The sequence below is a fragment of the Ralstonia sp. Ralssp110 genome (genome assembly GCF_047325135.1).
GTDB classification, from domain to species: domain Bacteria; phylum Pseudomonadota; class Gammaproteobacteria; order Burkholderiales; family Burkholderiaceae; genus Ralstonia; species Ralstonia mojiangensis.
In genome coordinates this window covers 1,137,835-1,159,697 of the sequence record NZ_CP168610.1, presented here as the reverse complement: position 1 = coordinate 1,159,697, position 21,863 = coordinate 1,137,835, and the positions used below count along the sequence as shown (strand labels likewise).

The following is a 21,863-nucleotide window of genomic DNA, read 5'->3' as shown; positions in this document are numbered from 1 at the left end:
CGGGTCTTTTGTATTGCAACTAAACGCGGCAGACCATGGAAGTCCTCAATGATGTGAGCGCGATCGCTTTGGCCAATAGTCTTCCAGATGGCGTCTTTCTGGTCGACGAGCGTGGGCGGATCCGTCACGCCAATGCAGCGTGGGAAGACATTCTCGGTTATCGGCCATCCGAGCTGCTGGGGCAATCCATGCTCGAACTCGTGGCGCCGGACGACCGCGACAGAACGCAAAGGCAAGCGGGTCGCGTTCAGGCAGGTGGAAAGTGCACCGGCTTCGAGAATCGCTATCGGCACCAGCTTGGCAGCGATGTGCATTTGTCATGGTCGGCACAGTGGAGCGTCGAGCACCGATTGCGCATCGGCGTGGCACGTAACGTCACCGCAACAAGAACGGCGGCCGAGCGCAGTCCCTTGGCGCAGCTGCAGGCGCGCTTGGCGCCTCACGAATCCAGGGTATTGCAGTTGCTGTTGACTGAAGCTGCAGAAAAGCAGATTGCGGAACAGCTCGGTCTGGCCACGTCGACCACGCACTCTTACATCACGAGCGTCTATCGCAAGTTCGGCGTGCGTGGCCGCGCGGGGCTGATGAGCCTGTGGCTCAAAGAGATGCAAAGCCGCTGATATCCGTTCTGCATCACAGCACCGTCGCATCACCATCTGCCACAAATAGCACGCTCCCCCTGCGCTATACTGCCGCCCGTCGCGCACACAACGTGACCTCGGATTGGCGTCCGAGAGCAGATACAGGCGGGTAACCGCCGGCTGGCGGTTTTTTTACGCCCGTTCATCAAGCGCCTCCTATGGCCGGGCCTTGGTGAGGGAGCGCTCGCGCTCGCCGGTTTCCTGTATCGCCGGTACGCCAACCTTGCCTTGTGCCCGGCCACCCCGATTGGCGTCGGGGGTCGGGTAGCTAAACCCGATACAGGAGCATCGACATGCGCCACGCCTTCGGTCGCCTCGAGGACACGCAATCTCCTTTCCCAGATACCGTTGGTAGTCGCAACGACGCGACTGAATCGCTTCAGCAGCAACGCGCCGACCTCGTGCGAGCGCTGGCAGCGGCCGAAGCATCCGTAAAAACATTCCCCATCGGCTCATTGCAACAGGCCAAGGCGCGGGCCCGTGTCACGCGTTTGCAGAGAGAATTGCGACGCTTGAAAGCCGCGCTTGGCACGTCGAAGCGGCATCGGGACGTCGGCGATTTTTTGATCGAGATGTTCCGCGAGCGCGTTTCTTTCAGCGAATGGCAGTGCATCGTGGCCGAGGCGCGACGCCGCCATGATTCAAAGGCGACGGAAGGTCAAATCGGTACGCTCGCTGCGGGGGCGGGCGCACAAAGCTGATATAGTCGCGTCGCCTCCGATTTCTGAACTTTGCGATGTCTCTCGTACTCCGCCGAACCGTCCTCACGTTCGTTGCCGCAGCCTCGGTTGCGGGCGCCGGCCTCGTCCACGCGCAAGCCAGTGCGCCGCAAGCCCCTGCAGTGTCCACGGCTGTATCGGGCGGCACCGTAGCTGAACTGCAGCAATTGCTGGCGCAGAAGCGCCTGACCGAACTGCGCACGACCTACAACAGCGACTACGGCACGAGCCTGCTGCTGGTCAACGAAGACACCACGGCCTACGTCGCGCTGTCGTATCGCAAAGAATTGTGGCGTGTGTACAAGTTTGCGTCGGTCGCTCCAGCCGAAGGCGCATACGAGACACTGGCCAGCCAGACCCGGACGTGGGCCGAAGATGATCTGCGCCGCGCCGTCACGGCGGGCCAGAAGGCGCAATTGGAGCGCGAAGCCCAGGCAGCTCAGCAGCGCGCCGCATCGCTCAGCCAGGAAGTGCGCATCATGCAGGCGCAGCGCCAGAAAATGCTGACCGAACAGCAGACCATGCGCCAGGAGACGAAGGCGCTGGACATCGAGCGCCGCGCGTATCAGACCCAGGTCGAATCGCTGCAGCAGCAGATCCGCCTGCTGGAAAAGCAGCTCAACGATCCGCACTGGTCGCCGGCACCGTAAAAGTCCGCGACATTCACCTTCCTGGCCTGGCGCAAAAGCGGCAGGCCAGCGACCTTCCTGCCTTCGATGCAGCCCGCTTCGGCTTAAGAGCAATCTGATCGACCACCGTCCATCCACCGCTTAGCATGGCGCCTGCTTGCGCAGCCGGCTTGGATGCGCGCTGCGGCCATCAGCGGAGACGGACTTGGAATCCCCCAACTTCATCATCGACGGACACCTGCGCCTACCGGGCTTGGTGCGCATGCCGCCGCCCTTCGGGCCTGCGCTCGACAGCGCGCAGCCCAGCGCCGCGACACAGGTGAGCGCATCGTCCGATCCGGTAGCTCACACGTGCGGTGACGCCGGTACAGCCCGTCATGGGCAGTGGCGTCAACGCATGACAGCGCTCTCGGTTGGCATGGCATGTACGTTGGCGGCCGCGCTGCTTGGCTGGCAGACCGGGCAGCATCGGCAGCCAGCCGCAGAGTGGGATCAAGCAACCGTGGCCGCCATCGCCCCGCAGACCGTACCACCCCTTCCACTCGAACACGCCCCTGCGTCACCGGCGGCGTCGGCGGAACCAAACGAAGCCACGGAATCCGAGGTGGTTGCCACAGCCGTAGCCAACGTGGTCCAGGCACCCGACATGGCGCTCGACGAAACGGAAGTTGCCACGCCGGTCATCGCTGCAGCAGCGCCGGCCGTAACGCAATTGCCGGCGAGACCGGGGCGACCGCGCCCCGTGGGGCAGGCCGCCGTGCCCGCGTCGACGCCGCCGAAGTTGCAGGGCTCGCCCGTATTGCACGACGAAGCGCCAGCGGCCATCGAAGTCGAGTGGGCAACGGCCGAGACGGCGCCGATCACCTCAGCCTATGCGGCCCCGGGCACGCCGGTGCGCATCGAGCTGCAACGGCATACGCGCTTCACGGACTGACCAGAGCGCGTGTCGCCACGCCGGCTCAGTGCAACTGGCCGCCCGTCTCGCGTACGTCGTGCAACGTGCGCAACGTTGTCTCGATGGCGATGCGCAGGCCGGTGACGATGGTGTCGTGCGCCATGCTCGGTTGCCCCGGGTGCTTGGCGGCCTGCGACGGGAGATATGGGATGTGGATGAAACCGCCGCGCGTCGGCAGCTTGTGACGGGCGATGGCATGCATCAACCCATAGAAGACGTGGTTGCAGACAAAGGTGCCCGCTGTCTGCGAGACGGACGCAGGAACACCGCCCGCACGCAGTTCGCGCACAATCGTCTTGATCGGCAGCGTTGAAAAATACGCGGCCGGCCCGTCACTTGCGATGGCGATATCGATCGGCTGCTTGCCGGCGTTGTCGGCAATGCGTGCGTCGTCGACGTTGATGGCGATGCGCTCGATGGCCATCTCGGCACGGCCACCGGCCTGCCCCACGGCGATCACCACATCCGGCTTCAACGTCTGCAGCAACTTGCCGAGCACTTTGTTGGATTCACCAAAGATGGTCGGCAACTGGCGCGCGACGATGTCGGCGCCTGCGATTCCCTGCCCGTCGAGGGTGCGCACGGCTTCCCACGACGGATTGATGGGTTCGTTCTCGAACGGATCGAAACCGGTGACGAGGACGGTAGGCATGACGTTCTCCTGCTTGCTGCGTAAGACAAAAACGATGATAAACGTCCGTCGAACATCATGCCCAAGCGCGTTGCGGCGTCAGTTTGCCTTGCTGCGCTTGTTCTCGAAGTTCAACAGGATGTCGACTTCTTCCGTGCCTGCGGTGTGCAGCCATTCGCGCGTCAGACGCTCGCCCAGGCGGCGCATATCGCCCTGCAGCGTCACGTCCGGATTGAGCACGCGCACGCCGGTCTTGGCGAGTTCGGCTTCATCGCGCTCGTAGGTCTGGCGGCTCGAATCCCAGCCGCGCGTCTCGTAATCCTTGGCGAGCTTGAGCACCGTCTGCTGCATCGCCGGCGGGAGCTTGGCAAAGCGCGCCTCGTTGATGAACACGGCGTTCTTCGGGATCCACGCGTTGACCTTGTAGTAATAGGTCATGCGCTGGCCAGCCTTCGTCTCCAGACCGGTGGACGGCGAGGTGACCATCGTGTCGATCCGGCCGCCGGCAATCGCCGCGGTCAGATCGGCGGCTTCCACCTGCACGGCCTGGGCACCGTACAACTCGGCAATGCGCTTTTGCGCCGCGTTATACGTGCGCAAACGATGTCCCTTCAGGTCGGACAAACGGGCGATCGGTGTTTCGGAATACAGGTTCTGCGGCGGCCAGGGCACGGCGTACAGCAGACGCAATCCGTTAGCCTTCATCAGCGCTTCGATGTGGCTGCGCGAGGCGTCCCACAGCAGGCGCGCATCGTTGTAGCCCGACACCACGAAGGGAATCGAATCCACGCCGAACAGCGGATCGCGCTGGGCCAGCGTCGAAAGCATCACTTCGCCCGCTTCGGCCTTGCCGTCTTTAACGCCGTCAAAGATGGCGGCCGGCTTGAGCAACGTGCCGTTCGGATAGACCTCGAGCTTGAGCCCGCCATTGGTGGCGCTGCTGACGGCGCTGGCGAAGGCCTGCAGGTTTTGCGTATGGAAATTGAGGGCCGGATACGGCGTGGCCACTCGGAGCGTTTCCGCGCTGGCTTGCGCGGCGGAAATCAACGACAGCGCGCTGGCTGCGAGAACACAAAAAAAGCGGCGTCCCGACATGGAACGGCCGCTCGTCATCTGGCTGCTCATGAATCCCCCCGGAGAAGAGCACGATGCGAGGTCAACGACCGCACACCCTGACTACCCCCTCGGGCGGCGATCACGTCTGGCGGCGTACGCCGGCTGTATTCCGCCAGCGTGACGCGCGCCGCACGCGACGCATTAAACACGATTAGTGCAGCATCAGGAAGTACAAGAGCACGATATTGGCTGTAAGCAACAGCAGCGCGGTGGGGACTTGCGCTTTGATCACAGCGTTCTTATCGGACAACTCCAGCAGCGCAGCCGGCACGATATTGAAGTTGGCCGCCATCGGGGTCATCAGCGTGCCGCAGTAGCCTGAGAACATGCCGATAGCCGCCATCACCGCCGGGTTGGCATGGAACACGCCCACCAGAATCGGCACCCCCACGCCGCCCGTCATGACCGGGAAGGCCGCAAAGCCGTTGCCCATGATGACGGTGAACAGCGCCATGCCCACGCAATAGACGACGACCGCAACGAGGCGATAGTCCATGTTGATGTAAGCGGTAGTCAGGTGCGCCACGGCCTTGCCCACACCGGCATCGGCAAAGACGAGACCCAGCATGGCCAGCATCTGCGGCAGCACCAGCGCCCAGCCGAGCGACTCCGTCAGTCGACGCGACTCACGCATGGCCTGCACCGGCGTGTCGCGCGTCAACCAGCACGCCAGCGCCAGCGAGATGATGCAGCCCAGGCCCAGCGAGACGAACGTCTGGTTCTTCGGATCCAGCAGCAGATCGCCACCGATCTTGATGTCCTTCAGGAACACGCTGCCGATGACGGTGACCAGCGGAATGGTCAGCGCTGGGATGAACAGGCGGTTGCCCAGGCGCTTGGCGGATGCGCGGCGCTCTTCTGCCGGCAGTTCGCCATGCTTGCCCAGCGTCACGCCACCCGTGCCGGCCAGCAGCGCCATCACCACGGCCCCGATGCCCACCACGATCGGCGGGATCTTGTCGCCAACGAGAAAGATGACGGCGAAGATCGCCCAGAACAGGCCCGTGGTCCAGCGGCGCGGATGGTTCTTGTCGGCAAAGGTCATCAGCGCGGTGATCGTCAGGATGATCCCGGCCAGCCAGTACAGATAGTTGATCGACAGAATCATGGCTTACCCCTGCTTGGCCGCAGCCGTGTTGGTATTGCCGGCGGCGCCCCGCTGGTTACCCATTTCACGGGCAAGCCAGCCGTCCAGGCGCTTGAGACGCACCGAGTGGATCAGGAACGCGCAGACCGCCGTCGGGATGCCCCACACCGCGATGTGCAGCGGTTCCACGTCGATGCCCGAGCCGAGCAGGAACGTGTGCATCAGCGCGATGGCGCCGAAGGCCACGAAGATGTCTTCGCCGAAGAACAGGCCGACGTTGTCGGTGGCGGCGCAGAAAGCCAGCAGGCGTTCACGCACCGGCGCCGGCAGCTTGCCGAAGCGGTTTTCAGCGGCGCCTTCGGCCATCGGGGCCAACAGCGGACGCACCATCTGCGGATGACCGCCGAGGCTCGTCAGACCGGCAGCTGCCGTCAGCTCGCGCACGGCGAGGTAGACGATCAGCAGCCGGCCAACGGTGGCCGATTGAATGCGCGCGATCCAGTTCTGCGCGTGCTCACGCAGGCCGTGGCGCTCGAGCAGGCCCACCACCGCGAGCGGCAGCAGGATGATCAGCGGCAACGTCCGCGTCTTGATGATGCCCGTCCCGATCGCCGTCAGGATTTGGTCGATGGACATCGATGCCGCAAAGCCGGTGGCGATGGCGGCCACAGCCACCACCAGCATCGGATTGAATCGCAGGATGAACCCCGCGATGATGACGACCACCCCGATCAGCGGCCATAGATTCACTGCCGTACCCATGTGGTGCTTCCCCCCAAGTTAATAAAAAGCCCCGCTGGAAAACGGGGCCGTGGCTCAGGCGCCGGCGCGAACAGCGATGCCCTCGCTGCCAAGCCGTTCCCGAATGCGTCGCGCGAACGCCAGCGCGTGCGCGCCGTCGCCGTGCAGACAAACCGTTTCCGCGCGGATCGGAACCCACGTGCCGTCGATGGCCTTCACGCGTTGCTCGCGCACCATCGTCAGCGTCTGGTCGAGCGCAGCCTCCTCGCTGTCGATCAGGGCTCCCGGGGTGCCGCGTTTGACGAGCGAGCCGTCAGCGTTGTAGCCGCGATCGGCAAACACCTCTTCCTTGGCCTGCAGACCAAGTTCGCGCGCTGCCTTGACCAGTTCACCGCCGGCCAGGCCGAACACGACCAGCGAAGGATCGAAATCACGGATCGCGCGCACGATGGCGACCGCCAGAGGCCGGTCACGCGAAGCCTGGTTGTACAGCGCGCCGTGCGCTTTCACGTGGGCCAGCTTGCCGCCCTGCGCCCGCACGATGGCAGACAGGCCGCCGATCTGGAACAGCACGCCCGCGTAGATTTCGTCCGGCGGAAGGTGCATCTCCGTGCGGCCGAAGTTTTCGCGATCGGGAAAGCTCGGATGCGCGCCGATCGACACGCCCTGGCGCAGCGCCCAGCCGACGGTCTGGCGCATCGTGTTGACGTCGCCAGCGTGCCAGCCGCAGGCGATGTTGGCGGAACTCACCAGCGTGAGGAGCGCCTCGTCGGTATCGCAGCCTTCGCCAAGGTCGGCGTTCAGATCAATTGCAGTCATGATGTTGTCTTCCGGTGCATCAGGCGTTCAGTCGCGTCTTGGCGGTGCGGTGCGCGCTCGACAGAATGCCCTGGCGCTGCCAGTCCAGCGCGGTTTCGATTTGCTGCAGATACCGTGCCACGTCGGCGCGGGCGGCTTCGGCTTCTTCCAGCGTCACACGCTCGAAGCGCACGCGCGTGCCGAGCGGAATCTGCGCCAGGCGCCATTGGTCAGCCAGGATGACAGAGCCGATCTTCGGATAGCCGCCGGTGGTTTGCGCATCGGCCATCAGCACAATGGGCTGTCCGGACGGCGGCACCTGGATCACGCCCGGCACCACGCCGTGCGAGAGCAGATCGCCGCTGCGCTGCTTCTTGCGCTGGAGTTCCGGCCCCTGAAGGCGAAAGCCCATCCGGTTGCTGTTGGGCGTAAGCGTCCAGTCGGATTCCCAGAACGCGGCTTGTGCGTCGGCAACGAAATCGTCGTATTCGGGACCAGGCAGCACGCGCATGACGGGCGTGTCCTTCTGCGCGCGGTCGAACGTCCAGCGGGCTGCCTTCACGGCAACGGTATCGCCGCTGATGTCGGGGGCGTACGTCGTGTCTGCAGGCAACACCGGCAACCTGTCGCCGTCCTTCAGCGGGCGCCCCTCGAGGCCGCCGAAGCCGGCTTTCAGATCGGTGCTGCGCGAGCCCATCATCTCGGGCACATCGATGCCGCCGGCCACGCAAAGATATGCACGCACACCGCCCTGCGCCACACGCAAGGTCAGCGTCTGACCGCGCTGCACGGGGATGGCACGCCATGCATGCACCGGCGCGCCGTCAAGCGTGGCGCGGCAATCGGCGCCCGTCAGCGCGATCAAGCCATTGGCGTGGAAGCGCAGCGTGGCATTGCCCAGCGTGAACTCGATGCCCGCGGCATCGCTGCGGTTGCCGACCAGGCGGTTGCCCACATACAGCGACAGCGGATCGAGCGCACCGGACGTGCACACGCCAAAGCGGCGATAGCCGGTCCGGCCCAGGTCCTGCACGGAGGCCAGCACGCCGGCCCGCACAATCTCGATCATGGGTTGGGGTTTCGAGCTCATGCGCGCACCTTCGAGGCAACAAATCGGATGCGGTCTCCAGGCGAGAGCAGCGTGGGGGGATTGCGCTGCGGCATGAAGAGCGCCGCGTCTGTGCGGCCAAGCAGTTGCCAGCCACCGGGGGATGCGGCCGGGTAGATGCCAGTCTGCTCGCCGCCGATGCCAACCGAGCCGGCCGGCACGGCCATGCGGGGCTCAGCGCGACGCGGCGTGGCGAGCGACTTGTCGAGCCCGCCCATGTAGGCAAAACCGGGCTGGAAGCCTAAGAAATAGACGATGTATTCGGGCGCGGTGTGACGACGCACGACTTCGGCCGTGCTCAGGCCGGTGTGCTTGGCAACTTCGCGCAGATCGGGACCTTCGTCACCGCCATAGGCGACTTCGATATCGACGAGTTTGCCGTCGGCCACCAGCGCCTGGCTTTCTTCCCAGGCCTCGCGCAGTTGGGTGGTCAATCGCTGCGCATCGGCCAGCGGGCCAAACACGAGCGTGAGGTTGTTCATGCCGGGCACCACGTCGACCACGCCCGCCCAGTTGGACGCGCGCGAAGCCATCGCCCAGATGCGCTGCTGGCAATTCAGGGTGGCCGGCGGCGGCACTTCGCACAACAGCGCCAGTTCGCCCAGCCGGTGAATCGTGCACTGCAACTTAACCCCCGTCTCGTGTGCGCCGTTGGCAGGAAGATCCCAGCAAAACGACGCGCGTTTGAAAACGAAAGCGATACGTTAATAAATTGTCGATAAATTCTGTATAAGAAGTAACCCTTAGTCGCTCAGGGCCAAGTCGCTGCTGAACGCGGTCCGACTGCACCCATCATAGGTGCCGGACACGATCAGCGTGACAGGCATGTTATGCCAAAGTCATATGAAAGGATGAAGACGCCCCTAGAACAAGAGGCGTAGATCGAGACCGGAAGGGAGGGTCAGGCGGCGGGCTCTTCGCGCGTGATGCGCAGACCCAGAAGGAGCGCGAGGATGGCGCATACAGCCATCATGCCCAGCAGCGGCAGCGCGGTCTGGCCGACGGCGGCGACCACCGTGCCGGTCACCATGCCGAGGCCGAATTGCATGGCGCCCATAAGCGCCGAGCCCGTACCCGCACGCGCGCCCTGCCCCGCCATTGCCAGCGCGCCGGTGTTGGGCGAGATGCAGCCGATCGACGCGACGTAGCAGAACAGCGCCGCCAGTACGAGTGGCAGCGGCGTAAAGCCAGCCGCGGCGGCGCCAGCTGCCAGCACGCTGGTGATGGCCGGCACCCACAGCGCCCGCCGCAGCACGCGCGCCGGCGAGTACTTGCGCACCAGCCGCACATTCACGCGCGAGGCGGCGATCATCCCCGCTGCGTTGCTGCCGAACACCCAGGCGTACTGCGACGGCGTCAGCCCATAACCGTCGATCAGCACGAACGACGACACGGTGATGTACGCAAACATGCCTGACAGAAACACCGCCCCGCACCCCATATAGGCGGCGTAATGGTGATCGCGCAGCAGTTCCCAGTAGTCGCGCAGCACGTGGCCGACTGCCAGCTTGCGCGCCTGCTCGGGCGCCAGCGACTCGCGCATCAGGTAATGCACCGCCACCAGCGACAGCACGCCAAATGCCGTCAGCAAGGCAAAGATGACCCGCCAAGTCGCGAACTGCAGCACCGCGCCGCCAATCATCGGCGCGAGGATGGGCGCCACCCCCATCACCAGCATCAGCGTGGAATACGCCTGTGCGGCGCCGGCCGGGTCCATGCGATCACGCACGGCAGCGCGAGCGATGACCATGCCCGCGCAGCCGCCAAACCCTTGCACGCCACGCAGCACGGTCAACATCGTGGCGTCCTTGGCGAAGGCGCAGCCGATGGAAGCGGCGACGTACATTGCGAGGCCGATATAGAGCGGCGGCTTGCGGCCGAAGCGATCGCTGGCGGGGCCGTAGATCAGCTGGCCGATCGCCAAGCTAATCAGAAAGACGGTCAGCGTGAGCCCCGCCGCGGCCGACGACGTATTCAGATCGCGCGCGATGGTCGGCAGGCTGGGCAGATACATGTCGACCGACAGCGGGCCGATGGCCGTAAGCGCGCCAAGCAGCAGGAGCCAACCGGGAATCGGACCGGGCATGCGGGATCGTGCGGGAGCGGGAGCAGTCATGAAGGGAGAACGAGACGCGGCGGACGGTAACCCCGCGCCGGAGCAAACCGAGAACTTTAGCGCAAAGCGACGCGCCACGTGCGCGCACCGGCCAGGTGCAAGACTGCATGAGCGCCCCACCCAAGGGCTGCGCGTGCCACCTGCATACGTCGGCATGACAAGCTGGAACCGGCAAATGGCCCCGATAGGCCCGGCACGGGATTTGCACTCCGCCACCCCTCGTACGAGGCAATCGCCAGCGGGCCGAAATCGCGGTTTGGCACGATGTCGAACGATATAATTCCCGTTTGATGGCGAGCATCAGCCAACCATGATGATTGCTGCGATGCGTCGGCGCGAATCTGCGTCGGCGTCACCTGCTGTGAAGTGTCGTCAACACCCAAAAAGAGACCGCCTCCGCTGCATACCCTGCACGGTGAGCGGCACGGAAACCACGAGCCAACTGTTGTGACACCACTCCCACCACGCCTGTCGCTGACGGGCATGACCAAGCGCTACCCGAGCGTGGTCGCCAACGACGGCGTCAGCCTGACTGTCGCGCCGGGCGAGATCCATGCCGTGCTGGGCGAAAACGGCGCGGGCAAGTCGACGCTGATGAAGATCATCTTCGGCGCCGTGCAGCCCGACGCCGGCGAGATGCTGCTCGACGGCCAGCGCGTCGAGATCGCCAATCCGCACCAGGCGCGCGCCCTGGGCATCGCCATGGTGTTCCAGCACTTCTCGCTCTTCGACACGCTCACCGTGGCCGAGAACATTCTGCTCGGCCTGCCCGCAGGCACCGATCTGCGCGACGTGGCTGATCAGGTGCGCAGCACGGGCGAGAAGTATGGCCTGCCGCTGGAGCCCCATCGCCATGTACATACGCTTTCCGTGGGCGAGCGCCAGCGCGTGGAAATCGTGCGTGCGCTGCTCACCAAGCCGCGCCTGCTGATCCTTGACGAACCGACCTCGGTGCTGACACCGCAGGCCGTCGAAAAGCTCTTCGTGACACTGCGCAAGCTGGCGGCAGAAGGCACGAGCATCCTCTACATCAGCCACAAGCTCGACGAGATCCAGGCCCTGTGCCACACCGCTACGGTGATGCGCATGGGCAAGGTCACGGGCGTGTGCGACCCGCGTCAGGAAACGGCGACGTCGCTGTCGCGCATGATGATCGGCGGCGAGCCTCCGCGCGAGTTGCGCCCGCAGACCACACCGGGCGAAGTGCGCATGGAAGTGGCCGGCCTGTCGCTGCCCAAGGCCCACGCGTTTGCGACAGAGCTGCGTGACATCGCGCTGCAATTGCGCAGCGGCGAAATCGTCGGCATTGCAGGCGTGTCAGGCAACGGGCAGCAGGAACTGCTGGCGGCGCTGTCTGGCGAAGACACCCGCGCCCCGGCACAAACCATCAGCATCGGCAACGAGCCGGTCGCCAAGCTCGACCCGCGTGCACGCCGCAAGCGAGGGTTGTCTTTCGTGCCGGAAGAGCGCCTCGGGCGCGGCGCTGTGCCATCGCTGTCGCTGGCCGCCAATACGCTGCTGACGCATCAGCGTGCGCCGCAAGTGCGTGGCGGGCTCATCGACAAGAAGGCTGCGGCCAAACTGGCCACCAGCATCATCAGCCGATTTGGCGTGAAGGCCGGCGGCCCGGATGCATTGGCCAAGAGCCTGTCGGGCGGCAACCTGCAGAAATTCATCGTCGGCCGCGAAATCGAATGCGCGCCGCGCGTGCTCATCGTCGCGCAACCGACCTGGGGCGTAGACGTGGGCGCGGCGGCACAGATCCACAACGAAATCCTCGCGCTCAAGGCGGGGGGCTGCGCCATCCTCATCGTGTCGGAAGAACTCGACGAACTCTTTGCGCTGTGCGATCGCCTGCACGTGATCGCCAACGGGCGCCTCTCCCCCTCCACGCCCACGCACGCCACCGACCGCGAACAGATCGGCCTGTGGATGAGCGGCATGTGGGACAAAGCAACGGCTTCGGCAGCAGCAACCTCGGAGGTGCCACATGGCTGACGTCATGCATGGCAGCCGACTGGCGCTGCCGGTTTCGCTGGAGCTGCGCGCGATTCCGTCGCGCACCATGGCCTATGCCTCGCCGCTGATCGCACTCGTGCTGACGATGGTGTTTGGCCTGCTGCTGTTCGCGTTGCTGGGCAAAGACCCCGTGGCAGGCCTGCGCGTGTTTCTGGTCGAGCCGCTGGCCAGCAAACGTGCGATTGGTGAAGTGCTGCTCAAGACCGTGCCGCTGGTGCTGTGCGCGCTCGGCTTGTCGGTGTGCTATCGCGCCAACGTGTGGAACATCGGCGCGGAGGGGCAACTGATCGTGGGCGGCATTTTCGCGGCGGCCACGATCATCTACTTCGATACGCCCACGCCCGCCATCCCCGGCGGCTTTGCGTTGGTGCTGGCCGTCGTCGCCGGCGTCATCGGCGGTGCGCTTTGGGCGGCGATTACGGCGCTGCTGCGCGATCGCTTTCATGCCAACGAGATCCTCGTCTCGCTCATGCTCACGTACATCGCGCAGTTGCTGCTGCTGTACGTGGTCAACGGGCCGTTGAAGGACCCGAACGGCATGAACTTCCCGCAGTCGATCGTCTTCGACAGCGCATTTGTTCTGCCGACGCTCGTGGCCGGCACGCGTCTGCACGTCGGCTTTCTGTTCATGCTCGTGATGACGGCGGCGATGACGTTGTTCGTCTTCCGCAGCTTCGCCGGCTACCGCCTGCAAGTGGGTGGGCTGGCGCCGCAAGCGGCCCGTTACGCAGGTTTCTCGTCGCGGGCGGCGCTGTGGACGGCGCTGCTGGTGTCGGGCGGCCTCGCAGGCATTGCCGGCGCCTTCGAAGTCACCGGGCCGATCGGGCAACTGCTGCCATCCATTTCCCCCGGCTACGGCTTTGCCGCCATCGTGGTGGCATTCGTCGGGCGTTTGAATCCGGTCGGCACCGTGCTGGGTGCGATCGTGATGTCGCTGTTCTACATCGGCGGCGAGCTTGCGCAATCGCGCCTGGGCCTGCCGTCGGCCATTACCGGAGTGTTCCAGGGCATGCTGCTGTTCTTCCTGCTCGCCTGCGACACGCTCATCGAATACCGCCTGCGCTGGCGCGCGCATCACTGATCAGGCCGCACACATGGAAAGTCTCGCTCCCCTGATCGCCGCGTCGATCAACGCCGGCACCCCGCTATTGCTGGCCGCCCTGGGCCTCTTGATGAACGAGCGCTCCGGCGTGCTCAACCTTGGCGCCGAGGGCATGATGCTGGTGGCCGCCGTGGTCGGCTTCATGGTTGGCTACCAGACGCAGATTCCGCTGCTGGGTTTTGCCGCCGGCGCAATTGCCGGCATGGTAATGGCTGCGCTGTTTGCCTGGCTCGCGCTGGTGCTCGTGACCAACCAGGTCGCCACCGGTCTTGCTTTGTCGATCTTCGGCACCGGGCTGTCCGCCTTCATGGGGCAGCGCTTTGTCGGCATGTCGCTGCCTGCGCAGGCGCACGGCATCCCGGGGCTGGAGTCGATTCCGTTCGTCGGCCCCGCCTTGTTCGCGCACCACTGGATGGTTTATTTCAGCCTGCTGCTGTGCGGCGCGATTGCCTGGTTTCTGTTCAAGACGCGCGCGGGCCTCACGCTGCGCGCGATCGGTGAATCGCCGGAATCGGCGCACGCGCTTGGCTACCCGGTGCGCACCATTCGCTTTGGCGCGCTGCTGTTTGGCGGCGCATGCTGCGGGCTGGCGGGCGCGTACCTGTCGCTGGTCTATACGCCGATGTGGGTCGAAAACATGGTCGCGGGCCGCGGCTGGATTGCCCTCGCGCTGACCACCTTTGCCACCTGGCGCCCGCTGCGCATCCTGTTCGGTGCGCTGCTGTTCGGCGGCGTGACGATCCTGCAATTCCACCTGCAGGGGATGGGCGTGTCGGTGCCGTCGCAGATTCTGTCGATGGCGCCGTTTGCGGCCACCATCGTCGTGCTGGCCATCATCTCGCGCAATCCGGATTGGATTCGCCTGAACATGCCCGCATCGCTTGGCAAGCCGTTCCGCCCCGGGGCTGCCTAAACTGCAGCGTGAGCCTTCTGCATTTCCGTCTTTTGCTTCAAGCTTCAAAACAGTCAACGAGCCACACAACAGGAGAAATCGATGAACGTTACCCGCAGGATCACGCTGGCCGCCCTGGCCGCCGGCGCTGCCCTGACCCTCTGGGGTTGCGGCAAGTCCAACGACAACGCTGGCGGCAGTGCCGCGCCGGCCGCATCCTCGGCCCCCGCCGCTGCCGCACCGGCTCCGGCCAATGAGCCGCTGAAGATCGCGTTCGTCTACGTCGGCCCCGTGGGCGACGCAGGCTGGACCCACGCTCACGACGACGGCCGCAAGGAAGTCGAAGCCAAGTTCGGCGACAAGGTGAAGACCAGCTTCGTTGAAAGCGTTCCCGAAAGCGCCGCGGATGCCGAACGCGTGTTCCGCGACCTGGCCACCCAAGGCAACAAGGTCATCTTCGGCACGAGCTTCGGTTTCATGGAATCGATGCTCAAGGTCGCGAAGGAATTCCCGGACGTGAAGTTCGAGCACGCCACGGGTTTCAAGACCGCCGACAACCTCGGCCAGTACGACGTTCGCACGTATGAAGGCGCGTATCTGGCGGGCGTGGTGGCCGGCAAGATGAGCAAGTCGGGCAAGCTTGGCGTGGTGGGTTCGGTGCCCATCCCCGAAGTGATCCGCAACATCGACTCGTTCACACTGGGCGCGCGCAGCGTCAACCCGAAGGCCACCACCCGCGTGGTGTGGGTCAACAAGTGGTTCGATCCGGGCAAGGAGCGCGAGGCTGCCACTACCCTTATCGGTCAAGGCGTTGACGTGCTGATGCAGAACACCGACTCCGCAGCCGTCGTGCAAACCGCGCAAGAGAAAGGCGTTTACGCAATCGGCTGGGACAGCGACATGACCAAGTTTGGCGAGAAGGCCCACCTGGCTGCCTCGATCAACAAATGGGGCGTGTATTACACCAAGGTCATCGGCGACGTGCTTGAAAACAAGTGGAAGCCGGAAACCGTGTGGTGGGGCCTGAAGGAAGGCGCGATCGATCTGGGCGCGTACAACACCGTGGTGCCGGAAGACGTGAAGACCCTGGTCGAGACCCGCAAGAAGGGCATCATCGACGGCTCGGCCCCGATCTGGAAGGGTCCGCTCAAGGACAACACCGGCAAGGAAGTTCTGCCCGCCGACAAGGTCGCCGACGACGGCTTCCTGCACGGCATCAAGTTCTACGTAGAAGGCGTCGACGGCAAGATTCCGGGTTAAGTTCACCCCGCCTCGGCAAAAAGCCGGCACGTCGCAAGAGGGCCGGCTTTTTTCATGGACGATGGCGCCAAATCTTGAAAATCGGGCGGTTTCCCCAAGCTGATACGATGCTTTGCCGGTCAACCGCTTTCATGTGACGCCGGCTTTTCATCAAGGAGCCCACGATGTTCGGACGACTCGTCCGCCTGCGGAGCGTGGTGCGCAACGACGCGCGCCTGCTGTGGTTTGCGCTGCGCCATCCGGACAAGCCGTGGTGGCTCGCGCCGGCGGCGCTGCTGCTGGTGGGCTATGTGGTATCGCCGATCGATCTGATTCCGGATGTCATCCCGGTGATCGGCTGGATGGACGACATCGTGCTGGTGCCGCTTGCGCTGCACATGCTGCTGCGCGGCCTGCCCGACCGCGTGCGCGAGGATGCACGCTTTGCCGCCGACCGGCGTGTGAAGCCCACCGGGCAGTAACTTCCTGTCCTACGGCAAGAGGATCGTCGATCCGGTCGTCTTGCGCGATTCCAGATCGCGGTGCGCCTGCGCTGCGTTCTGCAGTTCGTAGCGTTGGTGAATTTCGATTTTCACCTTGCCGCTGCTCACCACATCAAACAACTCAGCCGCCATCGGTTCAAGCAGTTCGCGCCGCGCCGTGTAGGTCATCAGCGTCGGGCGCGTGATCTTGAGCGAGCCTTTTGCGCTCAGCACGCCGAGGTCAACCGGCGGCACCGGGCCCGATGCGTTGCCGTAGGTGACCATCATCCCGCGCGGTGCGAGGCAATCCAGCGAGCCCGTGAACGTGTCTTTGCCAATGCCGTCGTAGACCACCGGCACGCCCTTGCCGCCCGTGATTTCGCGCACGCGTTCGGTAAAGTTCTCGCGCGTGTAGACGATGGTGTGATCGCAGCCGTGCGCGCGGGCAAGTTCAGCCTTGGCATCGCTGCCGACGGTGCCAATCACCGTGGCGCCGAGCGCCTTCAGCCACTGGCACGCAATCAGCCCCACACCACCAGCGGCTGCGTGAAACAGCACCGTATCGCCGGGCTGCACGCGATAGCTGTCGCGAAGCAGGTATTGCGCGGTCATGCCCTGCAGCATCATCGCGGCACCGGTCTCAAAGTCGATCGCATCCGGCAGGCGTACGAGAATGTCGGCCGGCATCGTGCGCACCGCAGCGTAAGCGCCGGTGGGGCGGCCGGCATAGGCCACGCGGTCGCCGGGCTTAACGTGCGTCACCGCCTCGCCCACCGCTTCCACCACACCCGACGCTTCCATGCCGATGCCGCCCGGCAGCGGCTGTGGATACAACCCCGTGCGGAAATACACGTCGATGTAATTGAGACCGATGGCGTGCTGCTTGACCGTCACCTCGCCGGGGCCGGGCGCGGGCACGTCGACATCGACGTACTGCATCACTTCCGGACCGCCGGTCTCGAAGATGCGGATGGCTTTCGCTTGTGTCATGCGTGGATCTCCTTCGGATCGGGCGCCACCCGTTGCAGGGCCGACATCACCAGGTCTGCCGTTGCGAGGTTGGTGGCGCAGGGAATGTTGTGGACGTCGCAGGCACGGACCAGCGCGTTGATGTCGGGTTCGTGCGGCTGCGGCGTCATCGGGTCGCGCAGGAAGATGACGGCGTCGACACGGCCTTCGGCCAACTGCGCGCCAATCTGCAAGTCGCCGCCCCACGGGCCGGACAGCATGCGCTGCACGGTCAGGCCGACTTCCTTCTCGAGCCGGCCGCCGGTGGTGCCGGTCGCCAGCAGGTCGCATTGCGACAGGAAGGCCTGGTGCGTTTGTGCGAAAGCGACCATGTCGTCTTTCTTGTGGTCGTGTGCGATCAGGGCGACGCGGCGTTTGCGAACTGCGCTTTCGGGCGTAATTGGCGTAAGGGTGGTCATGTCGATTGGCTTAAAAGGTGCCAGGGAAGCTGCCGCCATCCAGCAGGATGTTTTGGGCGTTCAGGTAGCCGGCGTGCTGGCTGCACAGGAAGGCACACACGGCGCCAAACTCGGCCGGTTGACCGAAGCGTCGAGCCGGATTGCCCTGGCGCTTGCGGTCGAAATTCTCTTCTGCGCTGATGCCGGCAGCCTTGGCGCCCGCTTCCAGCGTCTTGGTCAGGCGATCGGTCTCGAACTGGCCCGGCAGCAGATTGTTGATGGTCACGCCGTGCTTGGCGACTTCACGCGCCAGGCCGGCCACGAAGCCGGTCAGGCCGGAGCGCGCGCCATTGGACAAACCCAGCACGTCGATCGGCGCCTTGACCGCACCGCTGGTGATATTGACGATGCGGCCCCAGCGGCGCTCGATCATCTTGTCGACGGTGGCTTTGATGAGGTCGATGGGCGTGAGCATGTTGGCGTTGAGCGCGGCATTCCATGCGTCGCGGTCCCAATCGCGGAAGTTGCCCGGCGGCGGGCCGCCTGCGTTGTTGATGAGGATGTCGGGCGAGCCGCCCAGGCGCTCGCACGCGAGCAGCGCTTCGGCGCGGCCTTCCGGCGTGGTGATGTCGGTCGCCACGGCTTCCACGCGCACGCCGTGCGCCGCGCGGATGCGCTCTGCGGCTGCCGACAACGCTTCGGCACCGCGCGCGACGATCACCACGTCCACGCCTTCGGCAGCCAGCGCGTCGGCGCACGCAAAGCCCAATCCCTTGCTTGCGCCGCACACCAGCGCACGCTTGCCTTTCAGGCCCAAGTCCATCTGTCTGACTCCTTGTGATTGTTATTTGGATTATTTCGATCGGCCGCCCGTCAGCCGCGACGGCGTGACAGCAGCGCCATACCGGCAAGCACCAGCGCACTGCCGGCAATCTGCCAAATCGTGATCGGCTCGCCCAGCAGCCACCAGCCCAGCAGCAGCGTCGACACCGGCCCGATCATGCCCGCCTGCGACGCCACCGGCGCACCCACGCGCGCCACCGCCATCATCGTCATCGTGACCGGCGCCACCGTACAGAACACCGAGTTGATGGCCGACAGCCCATACACCTGCCAGGGCAACACCAGCGCCGACATCGGCCGCAACACGAGAAACTGGACGATACAGGCCGCAGTCGACACGCACATCGCATAGGCGACGAGCCGCATCGAACCCACGCGCTTGACCAGCTCACCGCTGGCCAGCAGATAGATACCGTAGCTGACGGCGCTGGCAAGCACCAACCCGCCGCCCAGCCAGACGTTGTTGCCGCCCAGGTTCAGGTCGTGCGCGAACACCAGCACGATGCCGGCATAGGCCAGCGCCAGCGACACCCACTGCAAGCCGGTAATGCGCCGCTTGAATACCGTCGACGTGATCAGCAGCACGAATGACGGCGTCAGAAAGAGGATCAGCCGCTCCAGCCCGGCCGTGATGTACTGCAGGCCGAGGAAGTCGAGAAAGCTGGAGAGGTAATAGCCGATCAGCCCCAAGCCGACGATGCGCCAGCGGTCGGGCACGGTCAGAGGCTCCGCACGGCGCGACTGCCACCACCCCATCGCCATGAACAGCGGCGCGGCCAGCAGCATGCGCAGGGTGATGACCATGACGGCGTCCACCTGGTAGCGATACATCAGCTTGGCGACGATGGCCTTGGCGGAAAACAGCACGGCGCCCGCGGAGGCAAGCAGCAGCCCGCCGGTGTCGGTGGTTCTTGCGGGAGTGGTGGACGCAGAAGACGCGGTGTTCACAGCGGAACGCGGAAGAACCGCGGGCGGTGTTGGAGAGCGTCGTCGATTGTATTGGAATTCAACAAAACGTTCCGGCGCGGGGTGCGCTGCACTTGGCACAGCTTTCGCTTGAGCACGCCGGGGAGCGCCGTACAATCGCGCCTGCATTCCGAATATCTACAACGACAACGGATCCCACATCGACATGAGCCAAACCACCTCTTCCGCCTTCTCCGCGGATGCCGCCGGGGCACCCGACCCGACTCTCTGGAACGAAGACCTCAACCCCACGCCGCCCGCAGCCCGCACCTGGACGGCGACCAATTACGCCGCGCTGTGGGTATCGATGGTGGTGTCGGTGCCGGCCTACATGCTGGCTTCGGGGCTGATGAGCGAGGGCATGAACTGGTGGCAGGCGGTGCTGACGGTGTTCCTCGGCAACCTGATCGTGCTGGTGCCGATGGTGCTGGTGGGCCACGCGGGTACCAAGTACGGCATTCCCTTCCCCGTGCTGGTGCGGGCCTCGTTCGGCGTGCGCGGCGCGCAGTTGCCGGCCATTCTGCGGGCCATCGTGGCGTGCGGCTGGTTCGGCATCCAGACGTGGCTGGGCAGTCAGGCGATCTACACGATCCTCAACGTCGTCACCGACAACATGCTGGTGGGCAGCAACATTCCGGGGCTGGGCATCAACCCGGGCCAGGGCTTCTGCTTCCTGCTGTTCTGGGCGCTGCACATCTGGCTGATCACCAAGGGGCTGGAATCGATCAAGCGCTTCCAGGCGCTGGCCACCCCGCTGCTGATCCTGGCCGCGCTGGGCCTGGTCTGGTGGGCGTATATCAATGCGGGCGGTTTTGGACCGATGCTGTCGGCGCCGTCGGCTTTCTCGGCGGGCGGCAAGCGCGCCGGCGAGTTCTGGGGCTTCTTCTGGCCGTCGCTCACCGCCATGGTCGGCTACTGGGCCACGCTCGCCCTGAACATTCCCGACTTCACCCGCTTCGCGCGCAGCCAGCGCGATCAGCTCGTCGGGCAGGCGATCGGCCTGCCGCTGCCGATGGGGCTGCTGGCGTTGGTGGCCGTGCTGGTCACGTCGTCGACGGTGGTCATCTACGGCCAGGCCATCTGGGATCCGGTCACGCTGGCCGGCAAGATGACCGGCCCGTCGGTCATCGTGGCCTTGCTGGCGCTGATCACCGCCACGCTGATGACGAACATCGCCGCCAACGTGGTCTCGCCGGCGTATGACTTCTCGAACCTGGCACCGCACCGCATCTCGTTCCGTATCGGCGGCTACATCACGGCGGGCATCGGCCTGGCGATGATGCCGTGGAAGATCCTGGAAACCACCAAGGGCTACATCTTCACGTGGCTGGTTGGTTACGGCGCGCTGCTGGGCCCGGTGGCCGGCATCATGATGGTCGATTACTTCCTGGTGCGCCGCACGGTGCTCAAGACCGGTGAACTGTTCCGCGTAGACGGCCCGTACGGTTACGGCAACGGCTGGAACGGCCGCGCCATCGTCGCGCTCATCATCGGCGTGCTGCCCAATCTACCGGGCTTCTTCAAGCAGGCCGGGTTCGTCGCCAGCGTGCCAGGCGTGTTCGAAGCGCTGTACACGTATGCGTGGTTCGTGGGCCTCGCGATCTCCGCCGTGGTGTATGTGCTCCTGATGCGCGGCCGCCGCTGAGCGCTTCCAAAATCGACACGGGGCGCGCCGGTACAATGCGCCCCATCTGAGAATCCCTTGCCGCCATGAAACAAGATCCGCGCTTTCCGAACCTGTTCATCCTCAATCACCCGCTGATTCAGCACAAGCTCACGCACATGCGCGACAAGGACACGTCCACGCGCACGTTCCGCGAGCTGCTGCGTGAGATCACGCTGCTGATGGGCTACGAGATCACGCGCAACCTGCCGCTGACCAGCCGCCACATCGACACGCCGATGGGCCCGATGGAAGCGCCCGTCATCGCCGGCCGCAAGCTGGCCGTGGTGCCGGTGCTGCGCGCGGGCGTGGGCATGAGCGACGGACTGGTGGAGCTGATTCCGTCGGCGCGTATCGGCCACATCGGCGTGTACCGCGATGACCAACACCGCCCGGTGGAATACCTCGTGCGGCTGCCGGATTTGGAAGACCGCACCTTCATCCTGTGCGATCCGATGGTCGCCACCGGTTACTCGGCCGTCCACGCGGTCGACGTGATGAAGAAGCGCGGTGTGCCAGACGAGAACATCCTCTTCCTGGCGCTCGTGGCGGCGCCCGAAGGTGTGGAGGTTTTCCAGCAGGCGCATCCGGGCGTGAAGCTGTTCGTCGCATCGCTCGATTCGCACCTGGATGAAAACGCCTACATCATCCCGGGCCTGGGCGACGCGGGCGACCGCCTGTTCGGCACGAAAAACTGATCGCGCATTCCC

At 64.9% G+C, this 21,863-nt stretch carries 23 protein-coding genes; 11 read left to right on the top strand and 12 right to left on the bottom strand.

The window, feature by feature from the left end:
• Positions 1-35 precede the first annotated feature (35 nt).
• The 4 genes from ACEN9T_RS14120 (at position 36) to ACEN9T_RS14105 (ending at position 2,923) form a co-directional block, all read left to right on the top strand.
• A complete protein-coding gene (locus ACEN9T_RS14120) occupies positions 36-620 on the top strand; it encodes a LuxR family transcriptional regulator (protein WP_092969426.1) in 585 nt (194 codons plus the stop codon).
• A gap of 314 nt (positions 621-934) precedes the next feature.
• On the top strand, positions 935-1,342 hold the full coding sequence (locus ACEN9T_RS14115; protein ID WP_413708030.1) for a hypothetical protein: 408 nt from the start codon (positions 935-937) through the stop codon (positions 1,340-1,342).
• Positions 1,343-1,377: 35 nt separating this feature from the next.
• Positions 1,378-2,010: a DUF2968 domain-containing protein gene (locus tag ACEN9T_RS14110; protein ID WP_413708029.1), complete on the top strand. Its 633-nt coding sequence runs from the start codon at positions 1,378-1,380 to the stop codon at positions 2,008-2,010.
• A gap of 184 nt (positions 2,011-2,194) precedes the next feature.
• A complete protein-coding gene (locus ACEN9T_RS14105) occupies positions 2,195-2,923 on the top strand; it encodes a ribonuclease E (protein WP_413708028.1) in 729 nt (242 codons plus the stop codon).
• 25 nt (positions 2,924-2,948) lie between these two features.
• Here ACEN9T_RS14105 and pcp read toward each other — a convergent pair whose 3' ends face one another.
• The 8 genes from pcp to ACEN9T_RS14065 form a co-directional block, all read right to left on the bottom strand.
• On the bottom strand, positions 2,949-3,596 hold the full coding sequence (pcp, locus tag ACEN9T_RS14100) for a pyroglutamyl-peptidase I (protein WP_092969417.1): 648 nt from the start codon (positions 3,594-3,596) through the stop codon (positions 2,949-2,951).
• A 78-nt stretch (positions 3,597-3,674) separates the two neighbouring features.
• Complete coding sequence (locus tag ACEN9T_RS14095; RefSeq protein WP_252691053.1) at positions 3,675-4,700, bottom strand: TRAP transporter substrate-binding protein; 1,026 nt, start codon at positions 4,698-4,700, stop codon at positions 3,675-3,677.
• 142 nt (positions 4,701-4,842) lie between these two features.
• Positions 4,843-5,799, bottom strand: a complete 957-nt coding sequence (locus tag ACEN9T_RS14090; RefSeq protein WP_413708027.1) for a DUF979 domain-containing protein — start codon at positions 5,797-5,799, stop codon at positions 4,843-4,845.
• 3 nt (positions 5,800-5,802) lie between these two features.
• On the bottom strand, positions 5,803-6,540 hold the full coding sequence (locus tag ACEN9T_RS14085; protein WP_316889600.1) for a DUF969 domain-containing protein: 738 nt from the start codon (positions 6,538-6,540) through the stop codon (positions 5,803-5,805).
• Positions 6,541-6,594: 54 nt separating this feature from the next.
• Complete coding sequence (gene pxpA, locus ACEN9T_RS14080; RefSeq protein ID WP_092969405.1) at positions 6,595-7,338, bottom strand: 5-oxoprolinase subunit PxpA; 744 nt, start codon at positions 7,336-7,338, stop codon at positions 6,595-6,597.
• Positions 7,339-7,357: 19 nt separating this feature from the next.
• The gene (locus tag ACEN9T_RS14075; RefSeq protein WP_413708026.1) at positions 7,358-8,407 is read right to left on the bottom strand and encodes a biotin-dependent carboxyltransferase family protein; all 1,050 of its coding nucleotides are present in this window, start codon (positions 8,405-8,407) and stop codon (positions 7,358-7,360) included.
• Positions 8,404-9,051, bottom strand: coding sequence for a 5-oxoprolinase subunit PxpB (gene pxpB / locus ACEN9T_RS14070; RefSeq protein ID WP_092969399.1), 648 nt, complete (start codon positions 9,049-9,051; stop codon positions 8,404-8,406). The genes ACEN9T_RS14075 and pxpB overlap by 4 nt, the downstream gene beginning before the upstream one ends.
• Positions 9,052-9,326: 275 nt before the next feature.
• Positions 9,327-10,541, bottom strand: a complete 1,215-nt coding sequence (locus tag ACEN9T_RS14065) for a multidrug effflux MFS transporter (protein ID WP_413708025.1) — start codon at positions 10,539-10,541, stop codon at positions 9,327-9,329.
• Between the two features lie 483 nt (positions 10,542-11,024).
• Here ACEN9T_RS14065 and ACEN9T_RS14060 point away from each other — a divergent pair, with 483 nt between their 5' ends.
• The 5 genes from ACEN9T_RS14060 to ACEN9T_RS14040 all read left to right on the top strand — a co-directional run bounded on the left by ACEN9T_RS14060 (position 11,025) and on the right by ACEN9T_RS14040 (position 16,275).
• Positions 11,025-12,539: an ABC transporter ATP-binding protein gene (locus tag ACEN9T_RS14060; RefSeq protein WP_413708450.1), complete on the top strand. Its 1,515-nt coding sequence runs from the start codon at positions 11,025-11,027 to the stop codon at positions 12,537-12,539.
• Entirely contained in the window at positions 12,532-13,641 is a 1,110-nt protein-coding gene (locus ACEN9T_RS14055) for an ABC transporter permease (RefSeq protein WP_092969393.1), read from the top strand. Before ACEN9T_RS14060 ends, ACEN9T_RS14055 begins: the two co-directional genes overlap by 8 nt.
• 13 nt (positions 13,642-13,654) lie before the next feature.
• Positions 13,655-14,575, top strand: coding sequence for an ABC transporter permease (locus ACEN9T_RS14050; RefSeq protein WP_063391503.1), 921 nt, complete (start codon positions 13,655-13,657; stop codon positions 14,573-14,575).
• Between the two features lie 81 nt (positions 14,576-14,656).
• Positions 14,657-15,814 (top strand): BMP family ABC transporter substrate-binding protein, encoded by a 1,158-nt coding sequence (locus ACEN9T_RS14045; protein ID WP_092969391.1) that lies wholly within the window; start codon positions 14,657-14,659, stop codon positions 15,812-15,814.
• 164 nt (positions 15,815-15,978) lie between these two features.
• Complete coding sequence (locus ACEN9T_RS14040) at positions 15,979-16,275, top strand: YkvA family protein (protein ID WP_413708024.1); 297 nt, start codon at positions 15,979-15,981, stop codon at positions 16,273-16,275.
• A gap of 9 nt (positions 16,276-16,284) precedes the next feature.
• Here the strand turns inward: ACEN9T_RS14040 and ACEN9T_RS14035 are convergent, their stop codons facing one another.
• The 4 genes from ACEN9T_RS14035 to ACEN9T_RS14020 are packed head-to-tail and all read right to left on the bottom strand — an operon-like array spanning position 16,285 to position 19,472.
• Entirely contained in the window at positions 16,285-17,265 is a 981-nt protein-coding gene (locus ACEN9T_RS14035; RefSeq protein WP_413708023.1) for a quinone oxidoreductase family protein, read from the bottom strand.
• The gene (locus ACEN9T_RS14030; RefSeq protein ID WP_037027174.1) at positions 17,262-17,702 is read right to left on the bottom strand and encodes a methylglyoxal synthase; all 441 of its coding nucleotides are present in this window, start codon (positions 17,700-17,702) and stop codon (positions 17,262-17,264) included. Before ACEN9T_RS14030 ends, ACEN9T_RS14035 begins: the two co-directional genes overlap by 4 nt.
• Positions 17,703-17,712: 10 nt before the next feature.
• Entirely contained in the window at positions 17,713-18,504 is a 792-nt protein-coding gene (locus ACEN9T_RS14025) for an SDR family oxidoreductase (protein ID WP_413708022.1), read from the bottom strand.
• A 50-nt stretch (positions 18,505-18,554) separates the two neighbouring features.
• Positions 18,555-19,472, bottom strand: coding sequence for a DMT family transporter (locus ACEN9T_RS14020; protein ID WP_316884043.1), 918 nt, complete (start codon positions 19,470-19,472; stop codon positions 18,555-18,557).
• 184 nt (positions 19,473-19,656) lie between these two features.
• On the opposite strand from ACEN9T_RS14020, the gene ACEN9T_RS14015 reads away from it, so the two are divergent.
• Positions 19,657-21,135 (top strand): NCS1 family nucleobase:cation symporter-1, encoded by a 1,479-nt coding sequence (locus tag ACEN9T_RS14015; RefSeq protein WP_316884045.1) that lies wholly within the window; start codon positions 19,657-19,659, stop codon positions 21,133-21,135.
• Between the two features lie 65 nt (positions 21,136-21,200).
• The gene (gene upp, locus ACEN9T_RS14010; protein WP_027680948.1) at positions 21,201-21,851 is read left to right on the top strand and encodes a uracil phosphoribosyltransferase; all 651 of its coding nucleotides are present in this window, start codon (positions 21,201-21,203) and stop codon (positions 21,849-21,851) included.
• Positions 21,852-21,863: the final 12 nt, after the last annotated feature.